At 45.2% G+C, this 25,481-nt stretch carries 21 protein-coding genes; 6 read left to right on the forward strand and 15 right to left on the reverse strand.

Annotated features, from left to right (window positions below; genetic code table 11):
- Window positions 1-32 precede the first annotated feature (32 nt).
- Both GC093_RS10045 and GC093_RS10050 read left to right on the forward strand, forming a co-directional pair.
- A complete protein-coding gene (locus GC093_RS10045) occupies window positions 33-605 on the forward strand; it encodes a hypothetical protein (protein ID WP_171651739.1) in 573 nt (190 codons plus the stop codon).
- Window positions 602-988 (forward strand): c-type cytochrome, encoded by a 387-nt coding sequence (locus tag GC093_RS10050; RefSeq protein WP_171651740.1) that lies wholly within the window; start codon window positions 602-604, stop codon window positions 986-988. The genes GC093_RS10045 and GC093_RS10050 overlap by 4 nt, the downstream gene beginning before the upstream one ends.
- Window positions 989-1,056: 68 nt before the next feature.
- Here GC093_RS10050 and GC093_RS10055 read toward each other — a convergent pair whose 3' ends face one another.
- From GC093_RS10055 to GC093_RS10070, 4 genes are all read right to left on the reverse strand, one after another.
- On the reverse strand, window positions 1,057-2,610 hold the full coding sequence (locus tag GC093_RS10055; protein WP_246314024.1) for a putative bifunctional diguanylate cyclase/phosphodiesterase: 1,554 nt from the start codon (window positions 2,608-2,610) through the stop codon (window positions 1,057-1,059).
- A 141-nt stretch (window positions 2,611-2,751) separates the two neighbouring features.
- On the reverse strand, window positions 2,752-3,765 hold the full coding sequence (locus tag GC093_RS10060; protein ID WP_171651742.1) for an HD-GYP domain-containing protein: 1,014 nt from the start codon (window positions 3,763-3,765) through the stop codon (window positions 2,752-2,754).
- A 297-nt stretch (window positions 3,766-4,062) separates the two neighbouring features.
- Window positions 4,063-4,461 (reverse strand): holo-ACP synthase, encoded by a 399-nt coding sequence (gene acpS / locus GC093_RS10065; RefSeq protein ID WP_171651955.1) that lies wholly within the window; start codon window positions 4,459-4,461, stop codon window positions 4,063-4,065.
- Between the two features lie 162 nt (window positions 4,462-4,623).
- On the reverse strand, window positions 4,624-9,669 hold the full coding sequence (locus GC093_RS10070) for an S-layer homology domain-containing protein (RefSeq protein WP_171651743.1): 5,046 nt from the start codon (window positions 9,667-9,669) through the stop codon (window positions 4,624-4,626).
- Window positions 9,670-10,128: 459 nt separating this feature from the next.
- Between GC093_RS10070 and GC093_RS10075 the strand changes: the two genes are divergently transcribed.
- Window positions 10,129-11,250, forward strand: coding sequence for a response regulator (locus GC093_RS10075; RefSeq protein WP_171651744.1), 1,122 nt, complete (start codon window positions 10,129-10,131; stop codon window positions 11,248-11,250).
- A 574-nt stretch (window positions 11,251-11,824) separates the two neighbouring features.
- On the opposite strand, the gene nadE is transcribed toward GC093_RS10075, so the two are convergent.
- From nadE to GC093_RS10095, 5 genes are all read right to left on the reverse strand, one after another.
- Window positions 11,825-12,634, reverse strand: coding sequence for an NAD(+) synthase (gene nadE, locus GC093_RS10080; protein ID WP_171651745.1), 810 nt, complete (start codon window positions 12,632-12,634; stop codon window positions 11,825-11,827).
- A 167-nt stretch (window positions 12,635-12,801) separates the two neighbouring features.
- Window positions 12,802-13,236 carry a BrxA/BrxB family bacilliredoxin gene (locus GC093_RS10085; protein ID WP_171651746.1) on the reverse strand — a complete coding sequence of 145 codons (435 nt, stop codon included), beginning with the start codon at window positions 13,234-13,236 and terminating at the stop codon, window positions 12,802-12,804.
- Between the two features lie 108 nt (window positions 13,237-13,344).
- The gene (locus tag GC093_RS10090; RefSeq protein WP_171651747.1) at window positions 13,345-13,791 is read right to left on the reverse strand and encodes a DUF3905 domain-containing protein; all 447 of its coding nucleotides are present in this window, start codon (window positions 13,789-13,791) and stop codon (window positions 13,345-13,347) included.
- Between the two features lie 55 nt (window positions 13,792-13,846).
- Window positions 13,847-13,978, reverse strand: coding sequence for a hypothetical protein (locus GC093_RS36340; RefSeq protein WP_281365221.1), 132 nt, complete (start codon window positions 13,976-13,978; stop codon window positions 13,847-13,849).
- Between the two features lie 73 nt (window positions 13,979-14,051).
- On the reverse strand, window positions 14,052-15,035 hold the full coding sequence (locus GC093_RS10095) for a polysaccharide deacetylase family protein (protein ID WP_171651748.1): 984 nt from the start codon (window positions 15,033-15,035) through the stop codon (window positions 14,052-14,054).
- A gap of 222 nt (window positions 15,036-15,257) precedes the next feature.
- On the opposite strand from GC093_RS10095, the gene GC093_RS10100 reads away from it, so the two are divergent.
- Window positions 15,258-16,520 (forward strand): BaiN/RdsA family NAD(P)/FAD-dependent oxidoreductase, encoded by a 1,263-nt coding sequence (locus tag GC093_RS10100; protein WP_171651749.1) that lies wholly within the window; start codon window positions 15,258-15,260, stop codon window positions 16,518-16,520.
- A gap of 18 nt (window positions 16,521-16,538) precedes the next feature.
- Here GC093_RS10100 and GC093_RS10105 read toward each other — a convergent pair whose 3' ends face one another.
- From GC093_RS10105 to GC093_RS10130, 6 genes are all read right to left on the reverse strand, one after another.
- A complete protein-coding gene (locus GC093_RS10105; RefSeq protein ID WP_171651750.1) occupies window positions 16,539-17,621 on the reverse strand; it encodes an ABC transporter ATP-binding protein in 1,083 nt (360 codons plus the stop codon).
- Window positions 17,618-19,372 (reverse strand): ABC transporter permease, encoded by a 1,755-nt coding sequence (locus GC093_RS10110; protein ID WP_171651751.1) that lies wholly within the window; start codon window positions 19,370-19,372, stop codon window positions 17,618-17,620. The genes GC093_RS10105 and GC093_RS10110 overlap by 4 nt, the downstream gene beginning before the upstream one ends.
- Window positions 19,373-19,390: 18 nt before the next feature.
- On the reverse strand, window positions 19,391-20,425 hold the full coding sequence (locus GC093_RS10115) for an ABC transporter substrate-binding protein (protein ID WP_246314035.1): 1,035 nt from the start codon (window positions 20,423-20,425) through the stop codon (window positions 19,391-19,393).
- Window positions 20,426-20,700: 275 nt separating this feature from the next.
- On the reverse strand, window positions 20,701-21,702 hold the full coding sequence (locus tag GC093_RS10120; protein ID WP_246314026.1) for a coiled-coil domain-containing protein: 1,002 nt from the start codon (window positions 21,700-21,702) through the stop codon (window positions 20,701-20,703).
- 244 nt (window positions 21,703-21,946) lie between these two features.
- A complete protein-coding gene (locus GC093_RS10125) occupies window positions 21,947-22,816 on the reverse strand; it encodes a cation diffusion facilitator family transporter (protein ID WP_171651752.1) in 870 nt (289 codons plus the stop codon).
- A gap of 228 nt (window positions 22,817-23,044) precedes the next feature.
- Window positions 23,045-23,473, reverse strand: a complete 429-nt coding sequence (locus GC093_RS10130) for a hypothetical protein (protein WP_171651753.1) — start codon at window positions 23,471-23,473, stop codon at window positions 23,045-23,047.
- A 209-nt stretch (window positions 23,474-23,682) separates the two neighbouring features.
- On the opposite strand from GC093_RS10130, the gene GC093_RS10135 reads away from it, so the two are divergent.
- A complete protein-coding gene (locus tag GC093_RS10135) occupies window positions 23,683-24,051 on the forward strand; it encodes a DUF4870 domain-containing protein (protein ID WP_376768640.1) in 369 nt (122 codons plus the stop codon).
- 341 nt (window positions 24,052-24,392) lie between these two features.
- Window positions 24,393-25,361, forward strand: coding sequence for an aldolase catalytic domain-containing protein (locus GC093_RS10140; RefSeq protein ID WP_171651754.1), 969 nt, complete (start codon window positions 24,393-24,395; stop codon window positions 25,359-25,361).
- Window positions 25,362-25,481: the final 120 nt, after the last annotated feature.

Here is a 25,481-nt window from a genome sequence, read left to right on the forward strand (position 1 = left end):
TTGGCCGTTTTGCGGATGAGGTGGATAGTAAGATGAAAACTGGAAAAGCGTCAGGACATCAGCTAGAACAGCGGCACGATATCAGCTGGGGGTTGCCCTACACCGTGTTTCTTTATATATGGGGCACCCAGTGGGTGCTTTCTTCATGCATTGGCTTTTTTGGGCAATGGCAGGATGTGGAGCTCTGGCAGCAGCTAACGGTCTGGTTAGCGCTGGCTGCCAGCCTCTTGGCCCTCATGGCGAGCTTCCGCTCTGGCACATGGCGGCAGCTCGCCGATCAAGGCGGCAAGGCAGCGCTGCCCTTGCTCATGATCATAGGAGCCGTCAGCGTGCTCCAATATGTGCAGGCGGTGGATCCGTTTTTTGCACCGCTGTTAAGATCATTCGTTCTGGCAATCGGCTATGCTCAGCTGGCCATTTGGCTCGGCAGACCGCTTATCTATATGAGCCTATGGTTGTTCTTGCTTACATCCGTCATAGCGGTATGGTATCTCGGCTTCGCCTCGATGCTGCTTGGCGGCTTCGGCGGACTAAGCATGATTGCTGTGGCTTGGCTGATCCGCAGTTGGAACCAAAGCCCCAAAACCCGGGAGGTAACTCAATGAGAATGAGCCAAGCTGGAATACGAGCTGCTGCTGCCATGCTGCTTATTGCGGCAATAGCTGGATGTGGCAGTGTTGACAAGACCGCCGAGCAGCCGTTCGGAGGAGCAAAGAATAGTATGGCGAGCGGTCAAGCCGAGGCCTTCACAGGAGCTTCTGAACAGGTACAATCCGTGTATAAGCAAAGCTGCCTATCCTGCCATGGCAATAGCTTGGAAGGAAGAGTAGGGCCTAAGACCAATCTTCAGAAGGCCGGAGGCCATCTGACTAAGGAACAAATCACCAAACAGATTACTGGCGGCGGTAACGGGATGCCAGGCTTCGGAGGCAAGCTGAAGCCTGAGGAAATAGACGCCCTGGCTAGCTGGCTGGCTGAAAAGAAATAAATGGCGGTTGAATAACAAAAGGATTGGACCAATGGTCCAATCCTTTTGTTATAGGCCTTAAATAAGAATCAGAACGCATGACCCTTCGACTCCATTAATTGGAGCCATCCTTCCACCTCATCCTCCATCATCGGCTTGCCATAATAATTCCCCTGCATTCTATGACATCCCAATTCCCTCAAATATTCAATGTGCTCATAATTTTCGACACCCTCAGCAATTACATCCAGCTGTAAACTTTCAGCCATCCTTAAAACCGCGTTGATTATCGCCCGTTTGCTCGGTGTATGCAAATCATGGGTAAACAAACGATCTAGTTTTAGAGCATCAATAGGAATTCTGTCCAGCAAGCCTAGAGAAGAATAGCCGGAACCAAAATCATCCAGAGATACACGCACGCCTAGAGCGCGGATACTCTGAAGTTGACGTATAATATCATTCACATCATGAAGGACCATAGCTTCGGTTATTTCAAGCTCCAAAAAATCGGGCTCTAACCCAACTTTTGATAAGATGTTGTAAACCATTTCGTTCAAAGTGTCACTTTTAAATAAACGAATGGACACATTTATCGATACGGGCTGACAGATCCCCCTCTTTTTCCATTGGACGCATTGAAGGCAAGTCTTTTCCAAAATCCATCTTGTCATGGGGATAATTAGTCCTGTTTCTTCAGCAATCGGAATAAATTCAGCCGGAGATACAATGCCTAACCTGGGATGCTGCCAGCGCATTAGCGCCTCAAAACCAATAGGACTGTTTGTCGCCACGTTCCATTTGGGTTGATAAACAATGAAGAATTCATTCTGCTCGAAGGCTTTATGTAGATCCTTCTCTAGTTCCATTCTTCTGATCGCTTGAATTCCCATTTCCTCGTTGTAAACATAATACTGGTTTTTACCTAAGCTTTTAGCTCTATACATAGCTGTATCTGCTGTTCTTAAGAGTACCGAGAGGTCGGAGTCGTGAATTGAGCCCATGCTGATACCGATGCTTCCTGTAATATACAGCTCATTTCCTTCAAGAAAATAGGGCTCCTTGATTTTCTGTAGAACCTGGTTCGCTCTTTGTTCCGCTGTATCTTGAAGGGCGTCTATGGCAATGATTAAAAATTCATCCCCGCCTATTCGAAAAACCCGTTGTTTGTCTGTTATAAAACTGCTCAATCGGCTCCCCATGGTTTGAACCAACAAATCGCCTATATGATGCCCCAGTGTATCATTAATCGCCTTAAATTGGTCCAAATCTAGGAATAAGAAGGCAAAGTTCTCTTTTCCAACGTGCTTGTCAAAAAACCGTTTCATCTCATTGCGATTAGGCAAGCCGGTAATAGTGTCTGTGTACGCCATTTTTTCAAGCACATGACGGTCGAAAAACATAACTCCCCAAGATACAAACAGAATAATAAATAGGGTTAATGTCACGCAGCAGAACAAGAAGGGGTTCACAGGGTAAAAACCGTCAGCAAGCCGGCTCACATCATGATCAATTATAAACAAAGCTGCTTTCATCCCTGTATCATGCAGCGTGACGATCAAGCTTCCCATACCCAATGAGCCCGCCAATAGCCAAAAGAATTTTGTTTTTTTGCTAGCAACAGATATTTTCGATGTAATATTCAAAGCTAGGCATGAGCCTGAAATTGCAATCACAACCGAAAGAACAATGAGATAATAATTGTAATTTCCTTCAACCGGCAATTACTTTTACAGCTCCTTTCCGTACAAACATGATGTCAGAGTAATTCGGTTCGCCTATAAGGCTTAGATAAGGATGCGTTCAATATGACAAGAGGATTGCTTGCTTAAATCCAGAAAACCTGAACTCATGCTCACAAGGGGATGAAGAGGATCATGGGGATTAGCCATTATAATAGTTCCTTTTCTTCCATCAGTCAGAAGTACTTCATTTCCTATAATAGACTGCATAATTTTATCCATAAATAAACGAATGATTTGGGGGTCTAATACACCGAAAGCATTATCATGCATTTGTTTTAAAGTTTCATAAAAAGGCGCAGCGTTTCGATAGGATCTCTTTGAGGTCATTGCATGAAAAACATCGGCAACCGCAACAATCCGGCTGAAAAATGAAATCTGTTCTCCTTTAATCCCCAACGGATACCCACTTCCATCATGTCTCTCGTGATGCTGATAGGCAACAAGCGCCTCTCTCTCGTTTGTCCCAACTGTATTCTGGATCATTTCATAACCAAAAAGCGTATGCTTTTTCATAATCTCGAATTCCTCAGTTGTTAATTTATCCGGCTTATTGAGTATTTCGAGTGGAATTCTCAGCTTACCAACATCGTGGAGAGTTGCCGCTATCGTTAATTGAGATAACTCATTTTCTTTTAGCTCAAGCCATCTGCCGATAAGGGTAGCAATAACACCCACACCGATGTTATGACGAAACGTATAGTCATCTTTCGATTGTAAACAAGCAAATAGCCCAAACAGGTTAGGCTGCTCTGTAGTATGGTAAATCATTGGAAATATCTGCTTTCGAATAGTTAACAGTGGTATTTGCTTGGTATAGCGTATCTCTTGAAATATTTCTTCAACTAACAAGACGCTTTCGTCAACAAGAACACTATGATCGGTTCTCTCTGTTCCTTCGTTGACATCGTTAGGTTCCAATGAAACTCCATGCTGATTCAAGATCTGCAATTGTTCCAAACTGAGCAGTGTCATGGCCGGTACTACGAGAACACCAAGTTGGTTGAATTTATCCTGCTTCAATTGCTTGCCATAATACATCTCATTACTAGTAATCATTCGCCTCCCCCTCCCATGCTCTTGCCGCAATATAATGACTTTCATACCAGTTTATCGATTATACTTCAACGCTCTGAACAAATAATGAACAATACAAAGTTAGCTGATGAAAAGCACAACAAATAGAGAGATACAGGAACGGCCAGTTCCTGTATCTCTCTATTTGTGTAATACTCCTATTCACCTAAAATAGCTGCATTCAGATCTCTGCTACCGCCTTAAATTGAAGGCGGCAGATTGAATAACAGAACTCTCCGTTCCGCAAAAAATTGTGCTGGGCTCCTAGCAGTTTTGCCGCTACCCGTATACAGAGTTCTCAACTACTGCATACGCCATAGCCATATCTTTCGTATGTGTGATGCTTAAGTGAATCACGATCTCCTTAGGCTTCAGCTGCAGACGCTCCAAAGCCTCCTGGCTCACCTGACAGAGCGGCTTGCCCAGTGATCCGGGAATAACCTCAATGTCCTGCAGCGATACCTGCTTCCCAATACCGCAGCCTAACGCTTTGCTAACCGCCTCTTTGGCGGCAAAACGACCGGCAACGAATTCAACCAGCCGTCCCTGACGTTGGCTAGCTAACTCCCGCTCAGCAGGAGTTAGGACACGCGCTATAAACCTTTCACCTGCGTTGCTTTCTATAATCGCTTTAACTCTCGCGATCTCTAGCAAATCAGTTCCGACCCCGATGATCATAACGTTGGCACAACCTCTTTTCTCTACCGGCAAATATAGTTACATCCTAGCGAATCCAGCTGTTGAACGCAACCCTTCGCGCATCATGCCTAGTTTTGCAAAGCAGAACAACCAAAATAACCAGCCGCGCGCTTATACCACGCAGCTGGTTATTTATTGGATTTATTGTACGTCGTCTACGAGCTTGTTCTTCCAAGTCTCGCTTCCATCTTCATTACGGACGGATTCATGCGAAGAGGTTGCCTCCTGCACATCTCCAAAGCCCCAGTGATTTTCTGTAACATCCGGGAATAATGCTTCTATTCCTTTTACTGGACCGCGATACAGCATCCGGTTAATCATAGTTACTGCTTCAACTCTGCGAATGCTGTCTTGAGGCTTGAACGTTCCATCCGGATAGCCGGACAGGAACTTGCCGCGGTACAGCTCTTCAATTGCGTCGCCAGACCAATGTCCTTGAGTATCTGTGAAATGCAATTCACCAGTCCCGCTCACGTTCAATTTTAAGAAACGAGCCATAACAGATGCCAGCTCACCTCTGGATACCTGAGCCTCAGGACGGAAGCTTCCGTCTTCAAAACCGCTGAAGTAACCATGCTTAGTGGCAATTTTGACGTAGTTTGCCGCCCAATGTCCCTCATTAATATCATTATAGGAAAGAGCATCGCTTACTTTTACATTCTCTGTCAGTCTTGCAACGATTGCAGCAAGCTCAGCGCGAGTCAATGAATTATCCGGTTGGAATTTGCCGTTCGGATAACCAAGAATATAACGCTGATGCTTCAGATTATCGAAACGGTCAGAGAACACTTTGATCTTCACAGTTGAATCAGCTTTCACTGAATCTGCGCTATTACCGTTTACTGCGAACTGCCCTGGAATATCATACTGCGCATCCGCTGCTGCCAGAAGACCCCATTTCACATCAACCTTGAAGCTTCCCGCTTGTCCAGCGGCTAGATCATTAACGTTCCATGAAATCGATCTTCCATCAACTTTGCCACCATTTGCATTCACCAGCTCCGCTCCTGCTGGAAGTGTAATGGAGATTACACCGGCTGCTAGTGGAGAGCTGGATTGATTCTTGTAATCAACCGTGATAGTCGATTGGCCGCCTTCTTTTACAAGGCTTTTATCAACGGAAAGATTCAATGTTACATTCGGTGAACTCGGTACATAGGAGGATCCGCTGGAGTGACCCGATGATCTTCTGATTGGATTAAGCTCTGCATTATATTGGACAAGATCCGTTCCTACACTGATTGTATCACTTGTTTTGGATACGAAGCCCTCTTTGGTTATGACGAGATAATAATCGGTATTCGGGTATACAAAGTAGGCATAAAACCCAGTTGCATCGGTAAGTTGATCAGGGCTCTTATTGTCATTCGGAGCAAAACCCAGAATTACAGGCAGCACAACACCCGTGTTTGGAATCTTACCATTATCTTTGTTTCTTTGTGTGTCTGCATAGTACAGCATAACCTTGGAGCCTGGCAAAACTTCCTTGGTTACTGCATTTGTGATCACTCCGTAAGGATCGACCAGCTCTTGAGAAATATTCATTTCCCCCGAAGCTGTAACTTGTACAGTGCTGCGTTTAATGACGATCTCTTGGCCCGGCTCAATTTCATAGCGGATTTCAAGGCTGTAAGTAGTGCCTTTGGTTAATCCTGAAGCATTGAATACACCTTGACCTTGCAGTTCAAATCCTTTTGGCTTACCACTTCCATCTGAAATATAGTTGCCATGAGCATCTTTCAAATAGACCGTCATTTTATTAACTAGATCTGTATTAAACAGGCTTGGTTTACCATCTGGCTTTTTGAGTAAAACCATACCCGTGACAGTTTCTTCAGAGTCGAAGTTCTCATTTCCATCGCCGTTTACATTTCCGACTGCTGCTTTTTGCGTATAGGTTACCGGAGTTTCAACACCGCCGATATTCACAGTTTGTGTGAATTCGAGCGTGTATTCTCTATCCCCTTCAGGAACCGGTAGAGAGTAGGAACCATCCGCTTTGGTTACTATCGTCTGATCAAAATCGACTCCTGGCTCGATTTTCCCATCATTATTGACATCCAACGTCACTCTGACCGTTGCACCAGGAACAGCCTGATGTGACTCTCCTTTAGTAAGCACACCGCTGATTGTTGGTGGCAAGAAGGTTATTACAATTTGATCGTGACCATAAACCCCTTTTGGTATGTCTAGCACAGTTGCTTTAACCGGAATCTGCTGTTCAGCTACACCGGTAATCTTATCCGATTTGAAGGTTACAACGGCAATGCCTTGACTGTCTGTGAAGACACGATCCGGACCAATAATAGATCCTCCCGCAGTTGCGCTAAACACAACCTCCGAGTTAGCAATTGGGTTGCCCTGTACATCTGTCAGAACGGCAGTTAATTTGGTTGTCGACTTGCCGTCGCCTAGAATTTTCTCTGGATCTGCTTTGAGTTTAAGAACAGCCGGTTCAGCGGCTTGGAATTTGTTATCCGCTAGCTTCGCGCCAGGCTCCGCTGGCAATACAGTATGATCCGCAGCTGCTGCTGTAAAGCTTACTGTATATTCGCCAGGAGTTGTTGCTTCAGGCAGTTTATATGTAGCCGTCCCCCATTTTTTGAAGCCATCGCTTATAGCCGTTGCGGGGTTCAAAAGAGTTAGGACTACCGGTTTTCCATTAACTGTTGCTGTAACCTCAGCTGCTTGTAGCGAGCTTACGGCTGAGAGCTGGAGCAATTGCCCTGGTATTACTTTGACAACATTCGGATCACCCTGATTTTTGTTGCCTGCCCATCCGTCAAGCGATTTGTTTACTTCTATTTTTACAGTGGCCGGTTGGCTTGTTTGACCGTCACTGTCCTTCACCGTGTAAGTGAAGCTGTCTGTTCCAGTAAAGGCTGGATTTGGTGTATAAATCCACTTGTCGCCATCTGGATTATTCACAGTTGCTTTAACAAGTGTACCTTTGGCAGGATTCGACTGAATCCCATATACAAGACCTGTAACCGTCTCTAAATCCGTACCCTTCAATACGATAGTAATCGGTTGAGTTCCCTCTTCCGCGCTGATCTCCAGTGGAGATGCAACCGGTACGCCATTATAAGCGATTTTTACAAGGGCAGGAGAGTCTGCATATACCTTGCCGTCGTTTCCATTCCAGCTGAAAGTAACGGTGCTGCCGTTCGGCAAGCTAGCCGATGGCTGAAACTTCAAGGTGTCCAATTGACTCTTGGGAATAGTTACGGTAGAGCCTTGAGCGATAGCGGTATAGACTGAGCTTGAAACAGGTGTATACCACAGTTTACCTAACGTATCGAAATTACTCGGTATAACTAGCTTCACTTGTGCTAAGTCATCGTGGTCTGTATCTTTGTAGGCAGGAGCAACTGAAAAATCGGCAGCACTGAAATATATTACGGCTCCTGCATGGCCTGTTTTGGTTATATCTGTTACAACTGGAGGATTGTTGATCTGAATAGTGACTGTCTTAGGCACCTGAGCATACTGAATGCCGTCTGAACCATTCCAATCAAAAGTGACAGTTCCAGTGGTTCCTGACTCAGGAATGAATTTTAGTTTGCCTAGATCTACCGCAGGAATTGACTGATATGTAGCAACAGTCACTGGGGTGCCGCTACCGTTATCAAGTACCAGCTTCCCTTTCGACGGATCCGGCAAAGTCACGAATATGACATTATTCAGAGCATCTGGCTCCGGGTCAACAAATTTACTCCCTGTAAAGTCACCCGTAACAAAACTGATTGTATCACCCTTATTAGCTGTCTTGTTAATGCCGTCTACAGTCGGCGCTTTATTAGGTATAATAGTTACATTAGCGTCAAACAAAGCGTATTCTGTGTCAAATCCGTTCCATTTAAAAGTTACGGGCTGAGTGAATTCGCCGATCGGCTTGAATTTCAAATACGGAAGCTGACCTATAGTGATCTCCTGATTGATCGTGGTGACATCCGTTGGAGGATTAGTACCATCATCAATTACCAATTTTCCTTGTGCAGGATCCGGCAAAGTTTTGATTTGAATCTTTGTCAGATTGTCCCCGTTAGGAGAACCGTTTAGCTTATAAAATTTATTTTTAAATTCATCGGCAGTAAACGAGGTTGGCTCGTACTGGGCTCCGCTTTTAATGAAATTAGAGTCAGTTGAGACCGTATATATATGCTGCGCTTTACCTGGATCAATAGGAATTGCTTTACCATTATTGTCTGTCGTAGCACCGCGATCATCGAACAACAGAATGTTAACAAAATATTCCTCATTGGGATTAAGGTTGCTGCCCAATTCAATATCTTCCCATGGTTTCACAACATTATTTGCCGTAGCACCCGTAAAGCGCTTGGTTGCTGTATCCAAATTTTGTTCATCTACGGTTCCGTCAGGATTTACAACTTTTTTGATTAGGCTGACTTCCATAGCAAAATTTCCTGTTATTTTTGGAAGAAATCCTGTATCAACGATCATTTTATATTTTCCGTCCGTACCTTTTACGAGCTCATAGGTTCCTTTAGTTATTTCACCAGTTTCGCGTACTCCTCCATCAATGACTAGTTGGCCCCAGTCGACTTGAACTACCCAATTAGCAAATGCAGTGGTTGCATTAGTATAATGGTGTGTGGAGATACCAACGAAGTAATTCTGCTGACCTGGTGTTATTTTGCTCGGATCAACGCTCAGAACTGTAGTATTCCAGGTTTCGTTATTTCCGGACAGTGCACCCACATAAGCTTCTTTCTTAAATTCTTTTCTGTAGTCCCCAGTGGGAGTACCTGCAGGCCATTTTGTCGTGTAAGAACTGCCTAGTTGGATGTCCATTGGGTCTGAAGAGAAATAGACTCTATCCCATTCCCCTGTACCACTACTACCGTCGTATTCATCTACGTCTAACGCGCGGATAAGAAGGTAGGCGCTTTTTGTCATTTGTTTGTCTACACCTGTAATTTTAAAATCAATTGGATATTTGGAATCTCCATTTTTAATCTTGTTTCCGCCCACATCCATATTGTTTTGACTAGCGGTTGGTACCCCATTGCCAGTGGTATCCCCGTTCCAGTTATCATCATCGGTAAAATAAGTACCCCCTTGGGCACCCCCACCGGCAGCATACGCTGGAGCAACCAGGTTCATTACGATAAATATAGATAATAGCAACGACACAAGACTACTTTTTTTCCACTTTTTCCTCAAGGTTTTCTCTCCTTCTAATCCTGAATTGTAAATTCCTGTCTTATTTTCTTGAACGAGATATATGGTAGCAAATGATTCTGAACAAAATTTGAACAAAAACATGTATAATATGGAAGGGCAAAAAGATAAAACATCCCATTGTTTTCAAAATTGTGAATTATTTAACATCTTTAAAGTCGTTTGTGAACGATAATTTATTTGTCACTTCTTTTACCGCACTCAGCGCACCTCCCCTTCTACATAACAAGGCACAATGGATTTAGGAATGTGGGATCGGGCCTGTGTTTCATAATGCAAGCATACAGAGTCTAGGGTCGATCACCCCATCAGCAGCCTAGAGGTAGGTAAAGAAGCATGGAGCGGTGCATCCGTTATTTGAGCGGATAACTCAATTGACCGTCTCATTGGGACAAGCCACTTCAGTTGTTAATAGACTCGCTCTTATGGAGGTAAAAATAGATGAAAGCCATACTCGTTGATGATGAGTCGCTAGCACTTCGTGATCTGGAAAGGCAGCTAAGAAAAAACGCTCAGGTGGAAATCATAGGAGCTTACCAAGAAGGAAAATCCGCTCTCCAAGCTGCTTTTGACGAAGAACCAGATGTCGTATTTCTTGATATTGATATGCCAGAGCTAAGTGGGATTGAAGTTGCCGAACTGCTGCAAACCCGACTTCCGTTCATAAATATTGTCTTTGTTACTTCCTACGAGGAATTTGCTGTCAAAGCATTCGAGCTTAATGCGGTCGATTATATTCTTAAGCCGATCATACAAGAAAGACTGTCACGCACACTGGAGCGCCTTATAAGCCTGACAGCTGCTACTGCTACCAAAGCCGATGATTCACAAGGCATCATTCGGTGTTTTCAATATCTTCAAATCGATTTCGATCATCCGAAGGCTATTCAATGGCGTACAACGAAAGCTCAAGAGCTGTTCGCTTATCTGGTTCACCGCCGCTCTCATCCTGTGCGCAAGGATGTACTCATCGAGCTGCTATGGCCGGAAACCGATGCTCAGAAAGGCTTTACCCAGTTATATACAGCCATATACCAGATTCGTAAAACACTGCGCGACTTGGGGCTGGGGGCTCGTATTTTAAGTTCAGATAAAGGGTACAGGCTTGAGCTTAACGGCATGAAATTAGACACCGATGAATGGGAATCCAGCCTCCAAGCTGCTCCTTCAGTCACACCCGATGCGATTCCCTATCATCTAGCTTTGCTTGACCAGTACCGTGGAGACTACTTGACCGATTACGATTATCTGTGGGCTGAAGGAGAACGTGAGAGGCTGCGTATCCTCTGGTATCAACATGCCGTTCAAGTAGGTCAAATATTAATAGACGAGGGAATGTTGGGTGAGGCGGTCATCCTGTATAACCGAATCCAATACTTGTTTCCGCATGTGGGGGAAGTCTATTTTGTTCTCATGAAGCTGTATGACCAATGTAAGGATTGGACTTCCGTTGACAGGCAGTATGCCACCTTGAATAAAATGATTAACGAGGAATTTGAAACGGAGCCTCAACCACATATCGTAAATTGGTATTCTAATTGGAAGCTATCGACTGTCAGGTAAACCGTTTATTAAAAGTATGTTCAAAGATGCTAATATCGAGCAGGAAACGAGCTCTTGAAGCATCCCTCTGACCCAAGATCATAAGGAGCTCCTAAAGGGCTCACCGCCGATAAACAAAAAAACGCCTTGCGGCGTCCTTGGGTGTACAATTACGTTATGCGTTTTGCAGGGAGAATGTGGGGTCACGGCCGCTGCTTATCTAGGGATCGCGCCCACACTCTCTCATTCTCTCCACCGTCTCACTCTAACGGAACGTCATTCCGCTATTTGTCTTGCATCCCATCAAATCATGATTGCACGGAACTACGATGCTTTATTCCGTCTCTTGCCAGTCCAAATACTACAATTTGACATAAATAGAGCATCGTACTTCCGTTCCATTTGAATGTTCACGTGTGCATAACAAAATAGCGTATCCACGTTCCTCAAGGCCACTGGCCATTTAAGAGGAACATTGGGAACCGGTTCGCTGTAGGTAAAGAAGGGTAAGCTTCGCTCACCCCAAACCCCAAAACACTTAAATTCTTATAAATGAACAAAAACAGACCGTGCGGCTGCACGGTCTGTTTCCTATTTATATCCCTGGAATCGGCTCACGCTTATGCGCCGTTTTTAAGTATTGCTTCTCCAGCTTCTCTTGTTCCTTAGGGTCAATAGTCTTACCTTCCAAATAAGCACTGTTCGCGCCATAAGTGATACCAAGCTCAGCTTCATCAGTCTGACCTTCCCACAGCCCTGCTGTTGGCGCTTTGTCCAACACGCTCTTCGGTACTCCCAGCTTGGCCGCAAGCTCCCTAACCTGGCGCTTGTTCAAAGTGCTGAGCGGTGTTATATCGACGGCTCCATCGCCATATTTCGTGAAGAATCCTGTTATGGCCTCTGATCCATGGTCAGTTCCGACTACCAGCAAATTAAGCTCGAATGCCAGCGCATATTGCAGCACCATCCGTGTTCTAGCCTTTACGTTGCCTTTGCCGCCTCGGCTCAAATGGCGGGAATCGCCAATTGATTTCAAGCCGAATTCAGCTTCTAACGCAATCTCATTGACTGCTTCTTCAATGTTTGTTTCGATCTTGTATTTCAAGTTAAAAGCTTCAGCTACAGCATAGCTGTCCGCGATATCCACTTGTTCGCCGTAAGGCTGGAATACGCCAACCGTTTTATACTCTTTACCTTTTTCCTCCGTCAGTTCATCGGTCGCTTTGATGCACAGTCCTGTTGCCACTGCACTGTCAATTCCTCCGCTAATGGCGATAAGCAGCCCGTTTACACCTGATTTGAGCACATAATCCTTTAAAAAATCAACTCTTTTGCGAATTTCTTCATCGACATTGATTTCTGGCTTCACGCCAAGCTTAGCAATAATCTCCTGCTGCAGGCTCATCTTAAACGCACCTCTCCCACTCGTTTTCCTTTTAGTATAATCCAGACGAAAAAGATTGCAAAGTGAAGTATGTAAAAACGATTCTCCGCCGTATAGAAAAAAAAACTCCCTGTCTTACCGATACCATCGGCTGAAGACGGGAGTCTTGGTTTCAATAAGCTTAGGGCTTATTTGCAGTAATTTTCGAAAGCGCCAACCAAGTCAGCAGCAATCATGTCCGCAGAGCGGTCTTCGATTTGATGACGTTGAATGAAATGCACCAATTGTCCATCCTTAAACAAAGCAATAGACGGGGAAGACGGCGGATATGGAGCCAAATACTCGCGTGCTTTAGCCGTTGCTTCTTTATCCTGACCAGCAAATACAGTAAACAATTGATCAGGCTTCACTTCATTCTGTAAAGCTTTGGCAACGCCTGGTCTGCATTGGCCTGCAGCGCAACCACAGACGGAATTGACAATAACCAGTGCGGTTCCTTTGGAACCCTCTAGATTTTCAACCACTTCTTCCGGTGTGCGCAGCTCGGTAACCCCAATACGAGTTAAATCATCACGCATCGGTTGAACCATATCTTTCATGTATGACTCAAATGACATAGACATTATACTTTCACTCCTTTACCTACATATGGATTTACTAATTATCATATGTTCTTATTATACAACGGTAGGAGATGAAAGCAAAGCAACCTTTTCCTTATTGAGCACCTTTTAATCTTTTCCAGCCTTATTAGTTTTAACTGCAGCCTTGGCTGGGGCTTCATCACCTGCGCTGCCATCTACCTCACTATTGTAGGCTGGGTAGGCTACGTCTTTATCAGGGTGCATAAAAATACCGCTTTGAGGAGGAATGCCTTCTTCAAAAATATCGCGATTCTCCGCTGTATGGAATCCCACATCCTTAAAAGGATGCACCCACTCATCACCCGCCATAACTACAGGGTCAGTTTCTTTGCTCCATTGTTCTAAGGGTGAGTTCTCCGATTGATATATATGATCTCCAATAACTACGCCCTGCGAGTTAACAAATGGTTCACGCGGCCCCCTGCCCTCCAAAAACTGCGGCAAAAAATTAATTTCAAACGGATCCAGCTCGCTCTGATCCCCATTAATGGCTTTGTTGTCCTGTGTGGATTTTCCCTTCTCATTGCGATCCATCCAGCTTCACTCCTTTATTTCACCTGAGTCCCTGCTTTTTAACACAAAGGGTTACTTATACAGAGGGACGGTTAGGACCATCCAATTTTTTATCCGTGATAGTACTTGTCTCAGCCGAAGCAGCTTGTTTATTTTTTCGCGCCTGCTGCTCCTGCTCTTTGGAATTTGATGCTTGATTGCTTCCCATGGTCTTTGTCTCCCTTCGCTTAGAGGTAGTTTAAAAAGTCCAATGTTAGTATGTGTACCCTAGAAAAATTCAATCAAGGCTTCAAAAATTGGTAGGTAAATGAGTTTTTCCTCAATACCTCGAACCTGTATCCTTGACTTTTTAGATGAGCAATGACTGCAGGCAGCGCTGCTACGGTTGTAGTTTTCAAATCCATGTCATGCATGAGCACGATAATTTTCGATTTACCTGCGCTGTTGCTTATTACGGAGTCTATGATGGATTGTTTGTCCTGCACAGGCGCAGCCGCATCTGTAGAGCTCACATTCCAGTCAAAGTATGAAATCCCAAGTTTCGACATTTCCCGGGTAATAGTTTTCATCACGTTTCGACCTCCGGCACGCCAGCTAAGCTGATTATTCGACCCTCCAGGGTATCGTAGAACCTCAGGCTTCACGCCTACAGTTTCCTCCAAAAAGCGGTCCAGCCTATCAACATCTGCTTTGAATGCTTCTGCGGATTTATAAATTTGATTGTAATTATGAGTAAAGGTATGGTTACCTAGTGCATGGCCTTGGTTGACTATATTTTTGAGCTGTCGCTTGCTTTCTTCCGAAGTTTTGCCTATTACGAAAAAAGTCGCTTTGACCTCATACTCGTTTAAAATTTGTAAAATCCGTGGTGTGCTTAATGAGGGACCATCGTCAAACGTCAGGTAAGCCACTTTCCCCTCAACGGGCTTGTTAGAATTGGGGGTTATACTTTTTTCGGTATCCAGCTCCAGCTCCCGTGTATCGGGTCGTTGTGGACCTAGAATTGCTGTATCCTCAGGAACAGGTTCAAGCTCAGGCTGAGATGGAACTGTTGCAAGATTGGGGGCAAAATCAGAACCATCAGAGCCTGCCGCAGATATGGGGTGCTCGATATTTTTTATTTCATAACGCTCGAATCCCGAGCTTCGTTCGCGTAATGCGGCAGATGAATCGGCAGCTCGCTTCTCCGGTTTATTACCTGGTATGAGCAACGGAATCAGCCCCGCACAAACGACGGCAAGTGCCCACAGCAACGGTTTTTTCATGGCAGTCCTCCCAAGACCGGAATAGTACCATTATTATGGCTCTAGGACCCGCTCCGCCATCTGTAGGAATACTGGTTGCACTGGGATAAATATGAAGATTAGCCGGCAAATTGCCTAAGGCTTATAAAAACGATAAAATGTACAGTACAATCAATCGGCGAACGCACAGGTAACCAAGGAACCTCTTTCATTACCTTTTGTTTTCTGTAAAGGAGCTTTTCAATGTACGATATTATTATAATTGGCGGCGGTTCTGCAGGACTAATGGCAAGCATAGCTGCAAGCGAATACGGGGCTAAGGTTTTATTGCTGGACAAAGGGGATAAGCTGGGTCGTAAGCTCGGCATTTCCGGTGGAGGGCGCTGTAATGTTACGAACAATAAGGATCTGGATGAATTAATAAAGCATATTCCGGGGAATGGGCGTTTCCTGTACAGTTCATTCGCTAATTTTAGCAATAAGGACATTATCGCTTTTTTTGAAGATATGGGAATCAAGCTAAAAGAAGAAGACCGCGGCAGAATGTTTCCTGTGACGGACAAAGCAAAGACTGTTGTAGACGCATTAATAAACAAAGTTCGAAGCCAAGGCGTTCACATAAGAGGAAATAGCCCTGTTCAAGAGGTGCTGTATAGGGATGAGAGGACTGCCGGAGTCCGATTAAAATCGGGAGAAACCATCAGCAGCAAATCGGTAATTGTTGCAACGGGGGGTAAATCCGTCCCTCATACGGGTTCAACCGGAGACGGCTACGCATGGGCTGAAAAAGCTGGTCATTCCATATCCGAGCTCTATCCGACCGAAGTCCCCCTGACCTCCAATGAGCCATTTATTAGAAGCAAAGAGCTCCAAGGACTATCTCTAAGAGACATTACATTGTCCGTCTGGAACCCCAAAGGTAAAAAGCTTATCGAGCATGAGGGAGATATGATCTTCACACACTTTGGCATTTCAGGACCGGCAACCCTGCGCTGCAGTCAATTTGTTGTAAAAGCTCTCAAACAGTTTAATGTGCCCACTATTGCTGTAACGTTGGACATCCTCCCGGACAAGAGCCTTCAGGAGGTGTTCGATTACACATTGCAGCTGGCCAAAGAAAATCCCAAGAAGGCAATCAAAAATTTACTTAAGACCATCCTGCCCGATCGGATGATACCGCTCCTATTGCATAAAGCCCAGCTGAAGGAAGACATCACCTACGACAACATCCCCAAACAGCAATGGATGGAGCTGTGCAAGCTTATCAAAGCATTTCCTATAGCTGCTAATGGCTCCCTTTCCATCGAAGAAGCCTTTGTAACAGGCGGGGGCGTAAATCTTAAGGAAGTAGATCCAACTACAATGGAATCCAAGTTAACCGGCGGCTTGTATTTCTGCGGAGAAATACTGGATATACACGGTTATACAGGCGGCTACAATATATCCGCGGCTTTCTCAACCGGGTATACGGCGGGAAAAAGCGCAGCGCAGTCATTACATGGATAATTATGCGAAACACTGCATTTACTCGAATGAATACATAGCTGCTTCCTTTTTTACTGTATTGTTATCGGTATCTTTAATATTTAATGATACCTTCTCATGTAAACGAAAACGAAGGGGAGAAACAATCTCCCATTGTTCTTGTCCCACTTGAATATGATAATGAAACTCTTTTCCCTGAAATTGAATGTTAACCACTTCACCTTGAATTCCCGGGAGGGTTATCGGGTTCAATTCAAATTGATCCGGTCTAAGCGGATACAGGCCGCTTGCTTTAAAATCCTCGGCCACTTGCTGGCCCTGCCATACCCAAGTACCGTCAGATCCATGAGGTACGAAAACATCATGATTCCATCGACCACGGATAAGGTTAGCCTTCGAGACGAATTTGGCGACAAATTCGGTTTGCGGCCGCAGGTAGATTTCCTCAGGTGTTCCGACTTGCTCAACATATCCGTTCTTCATTACAACGATCCTATCTGCCATAGCCAGCGCCTCACCCTGATCATGCGTCACATAGACGATTGCCGATCCGGTTTGCCTGTGAATGGACTGAATTTCCCGCCGCATATCCATTCGCAGCATAGCATCCAGACTGCTTAACGGCTCATCCATCAATAGAATAGATGGTTCAGCTGCGATGGCTCTGGCAAGTGCAACCCTCTGCTTTTGTCCCCCCGATAATTCATGAGGCATACGTTTCCCCAATTCAGACAGCCCCACCATATCCAGCACCTTGGAGATTCGCTCTTTTTCATGGGTACGAATGGCATTCGGGGTTTCATTATGATGTCGAATAGGAAAACGAACATGCTCCATGACATTCATATGAGGCCACAAGGCGAATGCTTGAAATACCATTCCGATTCTTCTCTTTTCCGGTGGCAGTACGAACCCAGGCTTAGCTACAGATACCTTGTTCATATGAATCTCGCCGGATGTAGGCTGCTCAAATCCAGCCAGCAGCCTCAGCAAGGTCGTTTTCCCACAGCCCGAAGGACCCAGAATAGCCACAAATTCTCCGTCCTCTATAGTGAGATTTACCGAAGATAATGCTTCAAAGCTTCCGAACTTTTTGCTCACCTGAATCAATTCAATGCTCATAATTGAACTCCTTTTTTCATTTGGACTTTTTGCACGACATGCAAAACTCCCATTCCAGCAGCAATCAAAACAACAATCAAAGAGGATAATGCAGTGGAATAAACCGAATCTCCTGCCTGTTCAAAGTTAAATATGGTAACGCCTATCGTTTGAGATCCCGATGACCATAGAAGAGCTGACACAGTTAACTCCGTGAGTGCCGTCAAGAATACAAGGAAAGCCCCGCTCAGCAATCCTGGCAGCAGCAACGGCAGCAGGACAAACACCCATTTTCTCCACCCGTTAGCTCCAAAAATATGGGCAGCTTCTTCCATGGAAACATCAATCTGCATGAAAGCAGTAATGCTCGCCCGAACCTGCAAAATGAGGAACCGACAAACATAGGCGATAAATAAAATACGTATAGAGCCATAAATGCCAGGGTTCCAGCCGGGTATAGGCTCCATCCAGGTAAAGATCATCGACAAACCGAAAACAATCCCGGGAAGCGCGAAGGGAATGCCAATGATGATTTCAGCTGTTTTGGTAAACCAAGAGGGTCGGCGAACCCGTAAATAGGCGAGCAGCGTACCTATTACTAAACAGACCACAAGTGTCGTTACTGATAGCGTAAAGCTATTTTGAATCGATTTCCACACTTTGGGATTCTCCAGCAGGATGTATCTATAGTGAGAAAACGTTAAATTACTGAGCTCAAAGGGCAATCCATAAGCTTTCTTCAGAGAGGTTACGACCATCGACAACAAAGGTACGACCGTAACCAACGTCAATAAAGACCACAAGAGGATACTCACCCATTTACGAAATGGACCTAAATAATAGCGGGGATGTTCATCGACCTGTACGGTGTCCGTTACTTTTATTTTTCTGATCGAAAGCCACTGAAGAAGTGTGCCCATCACGGCAAATACACCTAAAATTACAGATAAGGAAGCACCCCTCGCAAACGCCGTTGGACCGAATCCGATAATTTCCTCATAAATTAGAGTGCTTAGCACAGAAATATTAGCGGGAATACCCAAAAATGCAGGGATCCCGAAATTGTCCAGTCCAGCCAGGAATGCAAGCAACCCCCCGCTCGCCAAACCTGGTAATGCCATCGGAAGAGTGATTAATGCGAAAGTTTTGATCCTACCCGCTCCACTCGCTTTGGAAGCCCACTCCAAATCCCTCGGGATTTTCTTCAACACATCAACCGTCAGCATATAGACAAGCGGGAAATGATGGAGTCCCATAACAAAAATGATGCCGCCGTAGCTGTACATACTCCAAGGCTTGGCAGCCGGATCAAATAGATGAAGCGCATACGCCATTAATCCTTGAGTCCCCATAAAGGAGGACCATGAAAGGGTTAATACATAGGAAGGCAGAATAAAGGGAATCAGCATCGCCAAGTGCAGCACTTTTTTGTGTAAAAGATCCGTATAGGCCATCAGCCAAGCAGCGACAACACCTAAGAAAACGGACAAAAGCGTGGACCCTAGCACAATAATAAAAGTATCCTTTAACGACTTCCAGGTTCGGGCTTGTTGAAGAATCTCCATATAGTTTCCTAAGGAAAATCCTGTTTTAACCTGAATGCTTAAATAGAGTAATTTAACTATAGGCACAAGGAAGAAAATAATAAGGAATAGGACACCTATCAAGCTCCAGAGCTTCTTGCCGACAAAAAAAGAAGAAAACAGAAGATCGAATCGGATCTCCCGTCTGCTTCCCTTCGTCTGATTGTTAGGTAAGTTAGAATTAGTCATTGAGTTTCGCTCCACTTCTTACTGTCCGAACAACTGAATGAATTCCTTTTTATCCGCTTCGCGAGCTTCCGTCAGCTTGGAAATATCTGAGGACAGCACTTTGAATTCGGAGCTCGATTTTAATCCTTTTGGCGCCGTGATTCCTTCCCGTATCGGGGTATAGCCGATGTCTGAAGCCACTTTTTGCCCTTCGTCAGACAGTACGAAATCCACAAATGATTTGGCCGCCTTATCGTTAGCAGCCTTTTTCATAATACCGATCGGCTCAGTGATAACCGGCACACCTTCAGAAGGATACACCAGCTCGACCGGCGAGCCTTTGGCTTTCTCACGTGCAACCAGGTAGTCGACCACCATGGCATAGGATTTCTCGCCCTTTGCTACAGCCTGCAGCACAGCTCCATTTCCTTTCACGACGGATATATTATTGGCCTTCAGCCCTTTTAAGTAATCCCATCCAAAACCATCGGTACGTGTAAAAACGCCCACGTTATAAGCAGCCGCACCGGAATAAAGCGGACTCGGCATGATGCTGTTATCTTTGCTTTCTGCAGAACTCAGCACTTTCCAGCTAGTTGGAACCGTTTTGACCTTCGTTGTGTTAATAGCCAAAGCCGTTGCTATAATTTTTGTTCCGGCATACATGCCGTCCGGGTCTACTAATGACTTGGGAATCTTATTCAATTCAGGCGATTTGTAAGCAAGCAGCAGGTCTTGCTTTTTCAGTCCTTCAAAGGTTACAGCGTCAGCCACCAACAGGACATCCGCTTGAATTTTGCCCGCTTGATTTTCCGCCTGAACCTTGGCTACAACTTCCTCCGTACCGGAACGGAAAGTTTCAACCTTCACATCGGGAAATTTCTTGTTGTAGGCAGCCAGCAATTTGGTTACATCCTCTTCCGGCTGAGATGTATAAAACGATAGGGACCCCGCGACTGTATTGGTTGCAGGTTTATTCATGTTTGTCTGTTCTGACCCTTGTGTAGATGCAGGTACGGATTGGTCTTTGGTACCGCATCCGCTAATTATCATTAATACAGCTAACCCCGTCATTATTCCGCTTTTTTTAAACAAATGGTTTCTCTCCCTTAAATGGTTTAATCTCTCTTTCTTCTATTATGAGTCTCATTTGTTAACAGATTATCAACTGGAGATTTTCGGTTTGTAAGAATATTCGTTTAATAGTGCAATAAGGAGCTGCCCCAAGATCCTACCAGACCCCTGGAGACAGTTAAAAAACCTAGCGGCAGGATCACCGCTAGGTTCTATTAAAATCTTTGAGCAACCCCACACCTCTCTGCTAGGGAGAGAATCGAGTGCCAGTAAGATTAATTGGTTGTAGTTGCTCCGGTAGTTGTTTTGGTAGCTTTTTCGCCGGACTTCCCGCCTCCGAAGCCGGGGCCTCTGTTGCCTTTTTCACCGCGGTTTTTCTCCATCTCCGCTTTCAGCTCATCTACAGTGATACCCTTCTCGGCTGCCAGCTTCTCCAGCTTCGCTTGACGCTCCTGCCCCAGTTGAGCTTTCAGCTCATCTACGGTGATACCTTTCTCTGCAGCTAGCGCTTCTAGGTTCTTACCGCCTCCGAAGCCGGGACCTCTGTCGCCTTTTTCAACGCGGTTTTTCTCCATCTCCGCTTTCAGCTCATCTACCGTGATTCCCTTCTCGGCTGCCAGCTTCTCCAGCTTCGCTTGACGCTCCTGCTCCAGTTGAGCTTTCAGCTCATCTACGGTGATACCTTTCTCTGCAGCTAGCGCTTCTAGGTTCTTACCGCCCCCGAAGCCGTTACCTCTGTCGCCTTTTTCACCGCGGTTTTTCTCCATCTCCGCTTTCAGCTCATTTACAGTGATGCCCTTCTCGGCTGCCAGCTTCTCCAGCTTCGCTTGACGCTCCTGCTCCAGTTGAGCCTTCAATTCATCTACTGTGATACCTTTCTCAGCGGCCTGCGCTTCTAGGTTCTTACCGCCTCCGAAGCCGTTACCTCTGTCGCCTTTTTCAACGCGGTTTTTCTCCATCACCGCTTTCAGTTCATCTACCGTGATTCCCTTCTCGGCTGCCAGCTTCTCCAGCTTCGCTTGACGCTCCTGCTCCAGTTGAGCTTTCAGCGCTTCTACCGTGATACCTTTCTCAGCGGCCTGCGCTTCTAGGTTCTTACCGCCTCCGAAGCCGAATCCCCCTTTATTGCCACGCTCTTGTTTCTCAGTAAAATATTTAGTCGATCCTTGATTTTGTGTGGATTGAGCAGCGTCAGCGGCGAATGCATATCCAAAAGAATTTAGCGCTAGTACGGCTCCCAAAGCTGTTACGACCAATTTCTTGTTCATTTTTTTCATAGTATGATTCCTCCAAGATTTTATTTTTTTGTTTGCTGCTTACAAATACATCTTAGCCCACCTGCCTGAAAATACCCTGAGCGCCAACTTTAAACTTCCTGAATTTTCATAACTCTGGATTTTCACATGAACATTCAAGAAAAACAGCCCTTAACGCATAAAAAAAGCCGCAGCCAGGTGATGACACCTGCTGCAGCTTTTGTGGACCGCTTAAGTAGACTTTTCGGCGAGCCTGTCTGATGCCTTACTTCGAATAAGGCTCAATATGCACATGAACATTTTCGATTCTATGCTGTTTATGCATCCGTTCTTCAATGTCATCGCTGATGTAATGGCTCTGTTCTACGCTAAGCTCTGCGCTCACCTCAATTACAACATCCAGTAACACGTTACTGCCATGAACGCGCGCGCGAATATCCCGGATCCGCTTAACCCCCGGAGTTCCACTCACTGTCTCTTTGAACACCCGCAGCTTCTGGTCGTCGAAACCGTCCGTCAGCGCATGTGTAGCATCAGAGAATATATCCCACGCTGTCTTGCAAATGATAATACCTACGAGAAAAGCGGCAATCACATCGAGTATAGGGAAGCCGAGGCTTGCCCCAATGATCCCTACTGCTGCGCCTATGCTGACGAATGCATCGGAACGGTTATCCTTAGCAGCCGCCATCAACGATTGGTTGTTAATGCGGCGAGCCAGCTTGCTGTTGTATTTGTAGACAAACCACATACATACAGCCGAAAACAGCGCAATCCATGCTGCCAGCAGGTTGGGTGCCTTTATATCACCCGCCAAAAAACTTTGAGCCGACTGAATAATAACTTGAATACCGGCTGCAAACATAATAAAGGAGGCTACCAACGATGCAATCGTCTCAGCCCTCATGTGACCATATGGATGGTCATGGTCCGGTGGCTTGCGGGATATACGCAGCCCAATTAGTACTGCAACCGAAACGATAATATCCGTAGTATTATTAATACCGTCCGCCGTTAATGCTTCAGAGCCCGTGATGTAGCCCATGATGATCTTGAATGCAGACAAAAGAATATAGGCCGTTATACTTACCCATGCACCCTTCTCGCCCTGCTTCAGGTTGTCGTATGTGTCCACGTGTGGCTCTCCTCCAGCTCCATGTCGAACATGCTCGATTTATTTTCGACCTCATCATATCAAATGAAACTTGTGTGGGTCTAGAGAAACAGTTTTCTCCTTGCAACGAAAAATAGGGGTGACGCAACTTTGTTTTCCATGGCAAATCTTTTTTTCCTAAGGGAAAAAGAAGCAGCGCCCCGCCTCCCGCGGATACGCTGCTATTATTCCGCTCTAAACGTGCTGACTTTACAGATGTATCCCTGCATCAAAATAGTCATAATCATCCCCTGAAGGATCGAAAGCTTCATTGCCAGAGCCGGACTCCCCTGCACGACCTGCTGCCGGATTATTTACATTTGCGGCAGTTGCGTACTCATCCGTCCAATCCTCGTTCACAGTATGTGCAGGAATAGAAATGAGGTCTTCAGTATTATAGGCTTGTGTATAAGCATCTATCTCCCTAGCTCCTTCTCCATGCTCTATCAGACGGCCTCCATGGGCTTGGGCGATTTCGAGTGCCGATGTTAATTCGGTATGGTCGATTTGGATATGCAGCGTTGGGTTATTTAGCTCAGAGTGAACGCCTGATTGATATCCAAGCTCCTCCAAAGTACTCTGGGCCAGCTCAGCAGAGGCTACGCTATCAAATTCAAAAAAAATGGCTTCAGCATTCATACGGACAGCTCCCTTTCTTATCGCAAAATAGTCTGATTTAGCGTTTCCATGAGCAGGCCAGCTTATTCCTGTGATACTGGCTTTTTTCCATTGGAACTATTGTTATTACATAGACATACAGTAAGCTGGCAGCGCATAGGATGGATACAAAGCCGTATTATCGTTACCTACATTACATACATACCATTATGATGAAAGAGGTGGATACCTTGTCTTCATTTCAAGAAGATCAACACAATTCAGGTTCGTCCAGCAGCACTCTGACAGCTGATCCCGCCGATGTGAATGCTAACAAGTGGATCGGAGTATTAGCGTACATCCTGTTTTTCCTGCCGTTGATTGCTGCTAAGGATTCCCGCTTCGCCATGTATCATGCCAATCAAGGACTCGTGCTGCTCATTCTTGGAATTGTCTGCAACATCGTGCTAGGGTTAATCCCGGTAATTGGCTGGATCCTGCTCCCGCTCGCTAATTTGGCTTCATTAGTACTCGCTATACTCGGCATCATCCAAGCCGCTAATGGTCAGTTGAAGCCACTCCCCCTTATTGGAAGCATAACCATCATCAAAACTCCTTGAGTAAAGCTACAACCATGATGTCATCCCCAAACAGTCGGCTCTCAACTTGAGCGGCTGTTTTTTTTATTATTTAAATGGAAACACTACAATTGTCATGCAGATAAGAAAGCTTCTATGTACAAAATGTACCCCCTATTCGACAGCCTCTGACAAAAACCATTTATTTTCGTTGACAAAACCATGGGTGGTATGTGATTATAAGTTAAGCGAAAATGATTTACCGCATAAAAGCACAGAAGCGTAGAAGCGCAAAAGCCGAGAAGCTTTAAAGCGCATTACATATTGGGTAAAGGCCGACAATGGCGGACGAATGCCGTATAGCTGGAAGGGAGCTAATTCAAATGACAAAAGATTACAACCACAAAATCGTAGATTGCACAATTCGTGACGGGGGACTCGTTAATAACTGGGACTTTAGCGTGAAAATGGTTCAGGATATGTACGCGGGCTTGAGCGAAGCTGGCGTTGAATATATGGAAATCGGTTATAAAAACTCTGCAAAATTATTAAAGGGTGCAGAAGCTGGTCCATGGCGCTTTTTGAATGAGGATTTCTTGAAGGAAGTTATTAAAACTAAGACTGACACTAAGCTGTCTGCCCTAGTTGATATCGGCCGTGTTGATGAGAATGATATTTTGCCGCGTGAGCAAAGCCATTTGGATTTAATTCGTGTAGCTACTTACATTAAAGATGTGCCTAAGGCGTTAGAGCTAGTAGAGAAATTCAACGGGTATGGATACGAGACAAGCATTAACATTATGGCTCTATCCCACGTTATGGAGAACGAGCTTACTGAAGCACTTGAAGAAATTAGCAAAAGCCCTGTAGATGTTGTATATGTTGTCGATTCTTACGGCAGCATGGATCACAAAGATGTCGATTATATGGTATCTAAATTCCAACGCTTGCTTCCTAACAAACAGCTGGGAGTGCACATGCATAACAATATGCAGCTTGCCTTCTCGAACACAATTCTTGGAGCAGGCAAAGGAGTTCAATTCTTGGATTCTTCCGTATACGGCATGGGCCGCGCTGCGGGTAACTGCCCTACTGAACTGTTGGTCAGCTACTTGAAAAATACAAGATACGAATTGCGTCCGGTGCTTGACCTGGTCGAAAGACATCTAGTGCCTATCCGTCAAAAAGTTGAATGGGGCTACGTCATTCCTTACATGATCGCAGGAGTGCTTAACGAGCATCCACGTTCAGGTATGGCGCTGCGTGCCAGCGATGACAGAGATAAATTTGTTGAATTCTACGACAAACTGACTTCTCCTGAAGTTATGCCAACTAACCATCATTCTGACTAATCATACAGTTTGGGGGAGAACCCCGAAATAACACCAAAAAAGTGTAATGCGATGCTCAGCATCTGCGTTACACTTTTTTTAATGTTTTAGCACCTGGGCCGATTACAGAAACAGGATGTA

This window comes from Paenibacillus foliorum (genome assembly GCF_013141765.1).
Lineage (GTDB): Bacteria > Bacillota > Bacilli > Paenibacillales > NBRC-103111 > Paenibacillus_S > Paenibacillus_S foliorum.

What these genes read in the sequence shown, in the direction of transcription:
- GC093_RS10045 (WP_171651739.1), top strand. Translation starts at nt 33, where the DNA reads ATGAAAACTGGAAAAGCGTCAGGACATCAGCTAGAACAGCGGCACGAT.
- GC093_RS10050 (WP_171651740.1), top strand. Translation starts at nt 602, where the DNA reads ATGAGAATGAGCCAAGCTGGAATACGAGCTGCTGCTGCCATGCTGCTT.
- GC093_RS10060 (WP_171651742.1), bottom strand. Translation starts at nt 3,765, where the DNA reads ATGATTACTAGTAATGAGATGTATTATGGCAAGCAATTGAAGCAGGAT.
- acpS (WP_171651955.1), bottom strand. Translation starts at nt 4,461, where the DNA reads ATGATCATCGGGGTCGGAACTGATTTGCTAGAGATCGCGAGAGTTAAA.
- GC093_RS10075 (WP_171651744.1), top strand. Translation starts at nt 10,129, where the DNA reads ATGAAAGCCATACTCGTTGATGATGAGTCGCTAGCACTTCGTGATCTG.
- nadE (WP_171651745.1), bottom strand. Translation starts at nt 12,634, where the DNA reads ATGAGCCTGCAGCAGGAGATTATTGCTAAGCTTGGCGTGAAGCCAGAA.
- GC093_RS10085 (WP_171651746.1), bottom strand. Translation starts at nt 13,236, where the DNA reads ATGTCTATGTCATTTGAGTCATACATGAAAGATATGGTTCAACCGATG.
- GC093_RS10090 (WP_171651747.1), bottom strand. Translation starts at nt 13,791, where the DNA reads ATGGATCGCAATGAGAAGGGAAAATCCACACAGGACAACAAAGCCATT.
- GC093_RS36340 (WP_281365221.1), bottom strand. Translation starts at nt 13,978, where the DNA reads ATGGGAAGCAATCAAGCATCAAATTCCAAAGAGCAGGAGCAGCAGGCG.
- GC093_RS10095 (WP_171651748.1), bottom strand. Translation starts at nt 15,035, where the DNA reads ATGAAAAAACCGTTGCTGTGGGCACTTGCCGTCGTTTGTGCGGGGCTG.
- GC093_RS10100 (WP_171651749.1), top strand. Translation starts at nt 15,258, where the DNA reads ATGTACGATATTATTATAATTGGCGGCGGTTCTGCAGGACTAATGGCA.
- GC093_RS10105 (WP_171651750.1), bottom strand. Translation starts at nt 17,621, where the DNA reads ATGAGCATTGAATTGATTCAGGTGAGCAAAAAGTTCGGAAGCTTTGAA.
- GC093_RS10110 (WP_171651751.1), bottom strand. Translation starts at nt 19,372, where the DNA reads ATGACTAATTCTAACTTACCTAACAATCAGACGAAGGGAAGCAGACGG.
- GC093_RS10115 (WP_246314035.1), bottom strand. Translation starts at nt 20,425, where the DNA reads ATGACGGGGTTAGCTGTATTAATGATAATTAGCGGATGCGGTACCAAA.
- GC093_RS10120 (WP_246314026.1), bottom strand. Translation starts at nt 21,702, where the DNA reads ATGAAAAAAATGAACAAGAAATTGGTCGTAACAGCTTTGGGAGCCGTA.
- GC093_RS10130 (WP_171651753.1), bottom strand. Translation starts at nt 23,473, where the DNA reads ATGAATGCTGAAGCCATTTTTTTTGAATTTGATAGCGTAGCCTCTGCT.
- GC093_RS10140 (WP_171651754.1), top strand. Translation starts at nt 24,393, where the DNA reads ATGACAAAAGATTACAACCACAAAATCGTAGATTGCACAATTCGTGAC.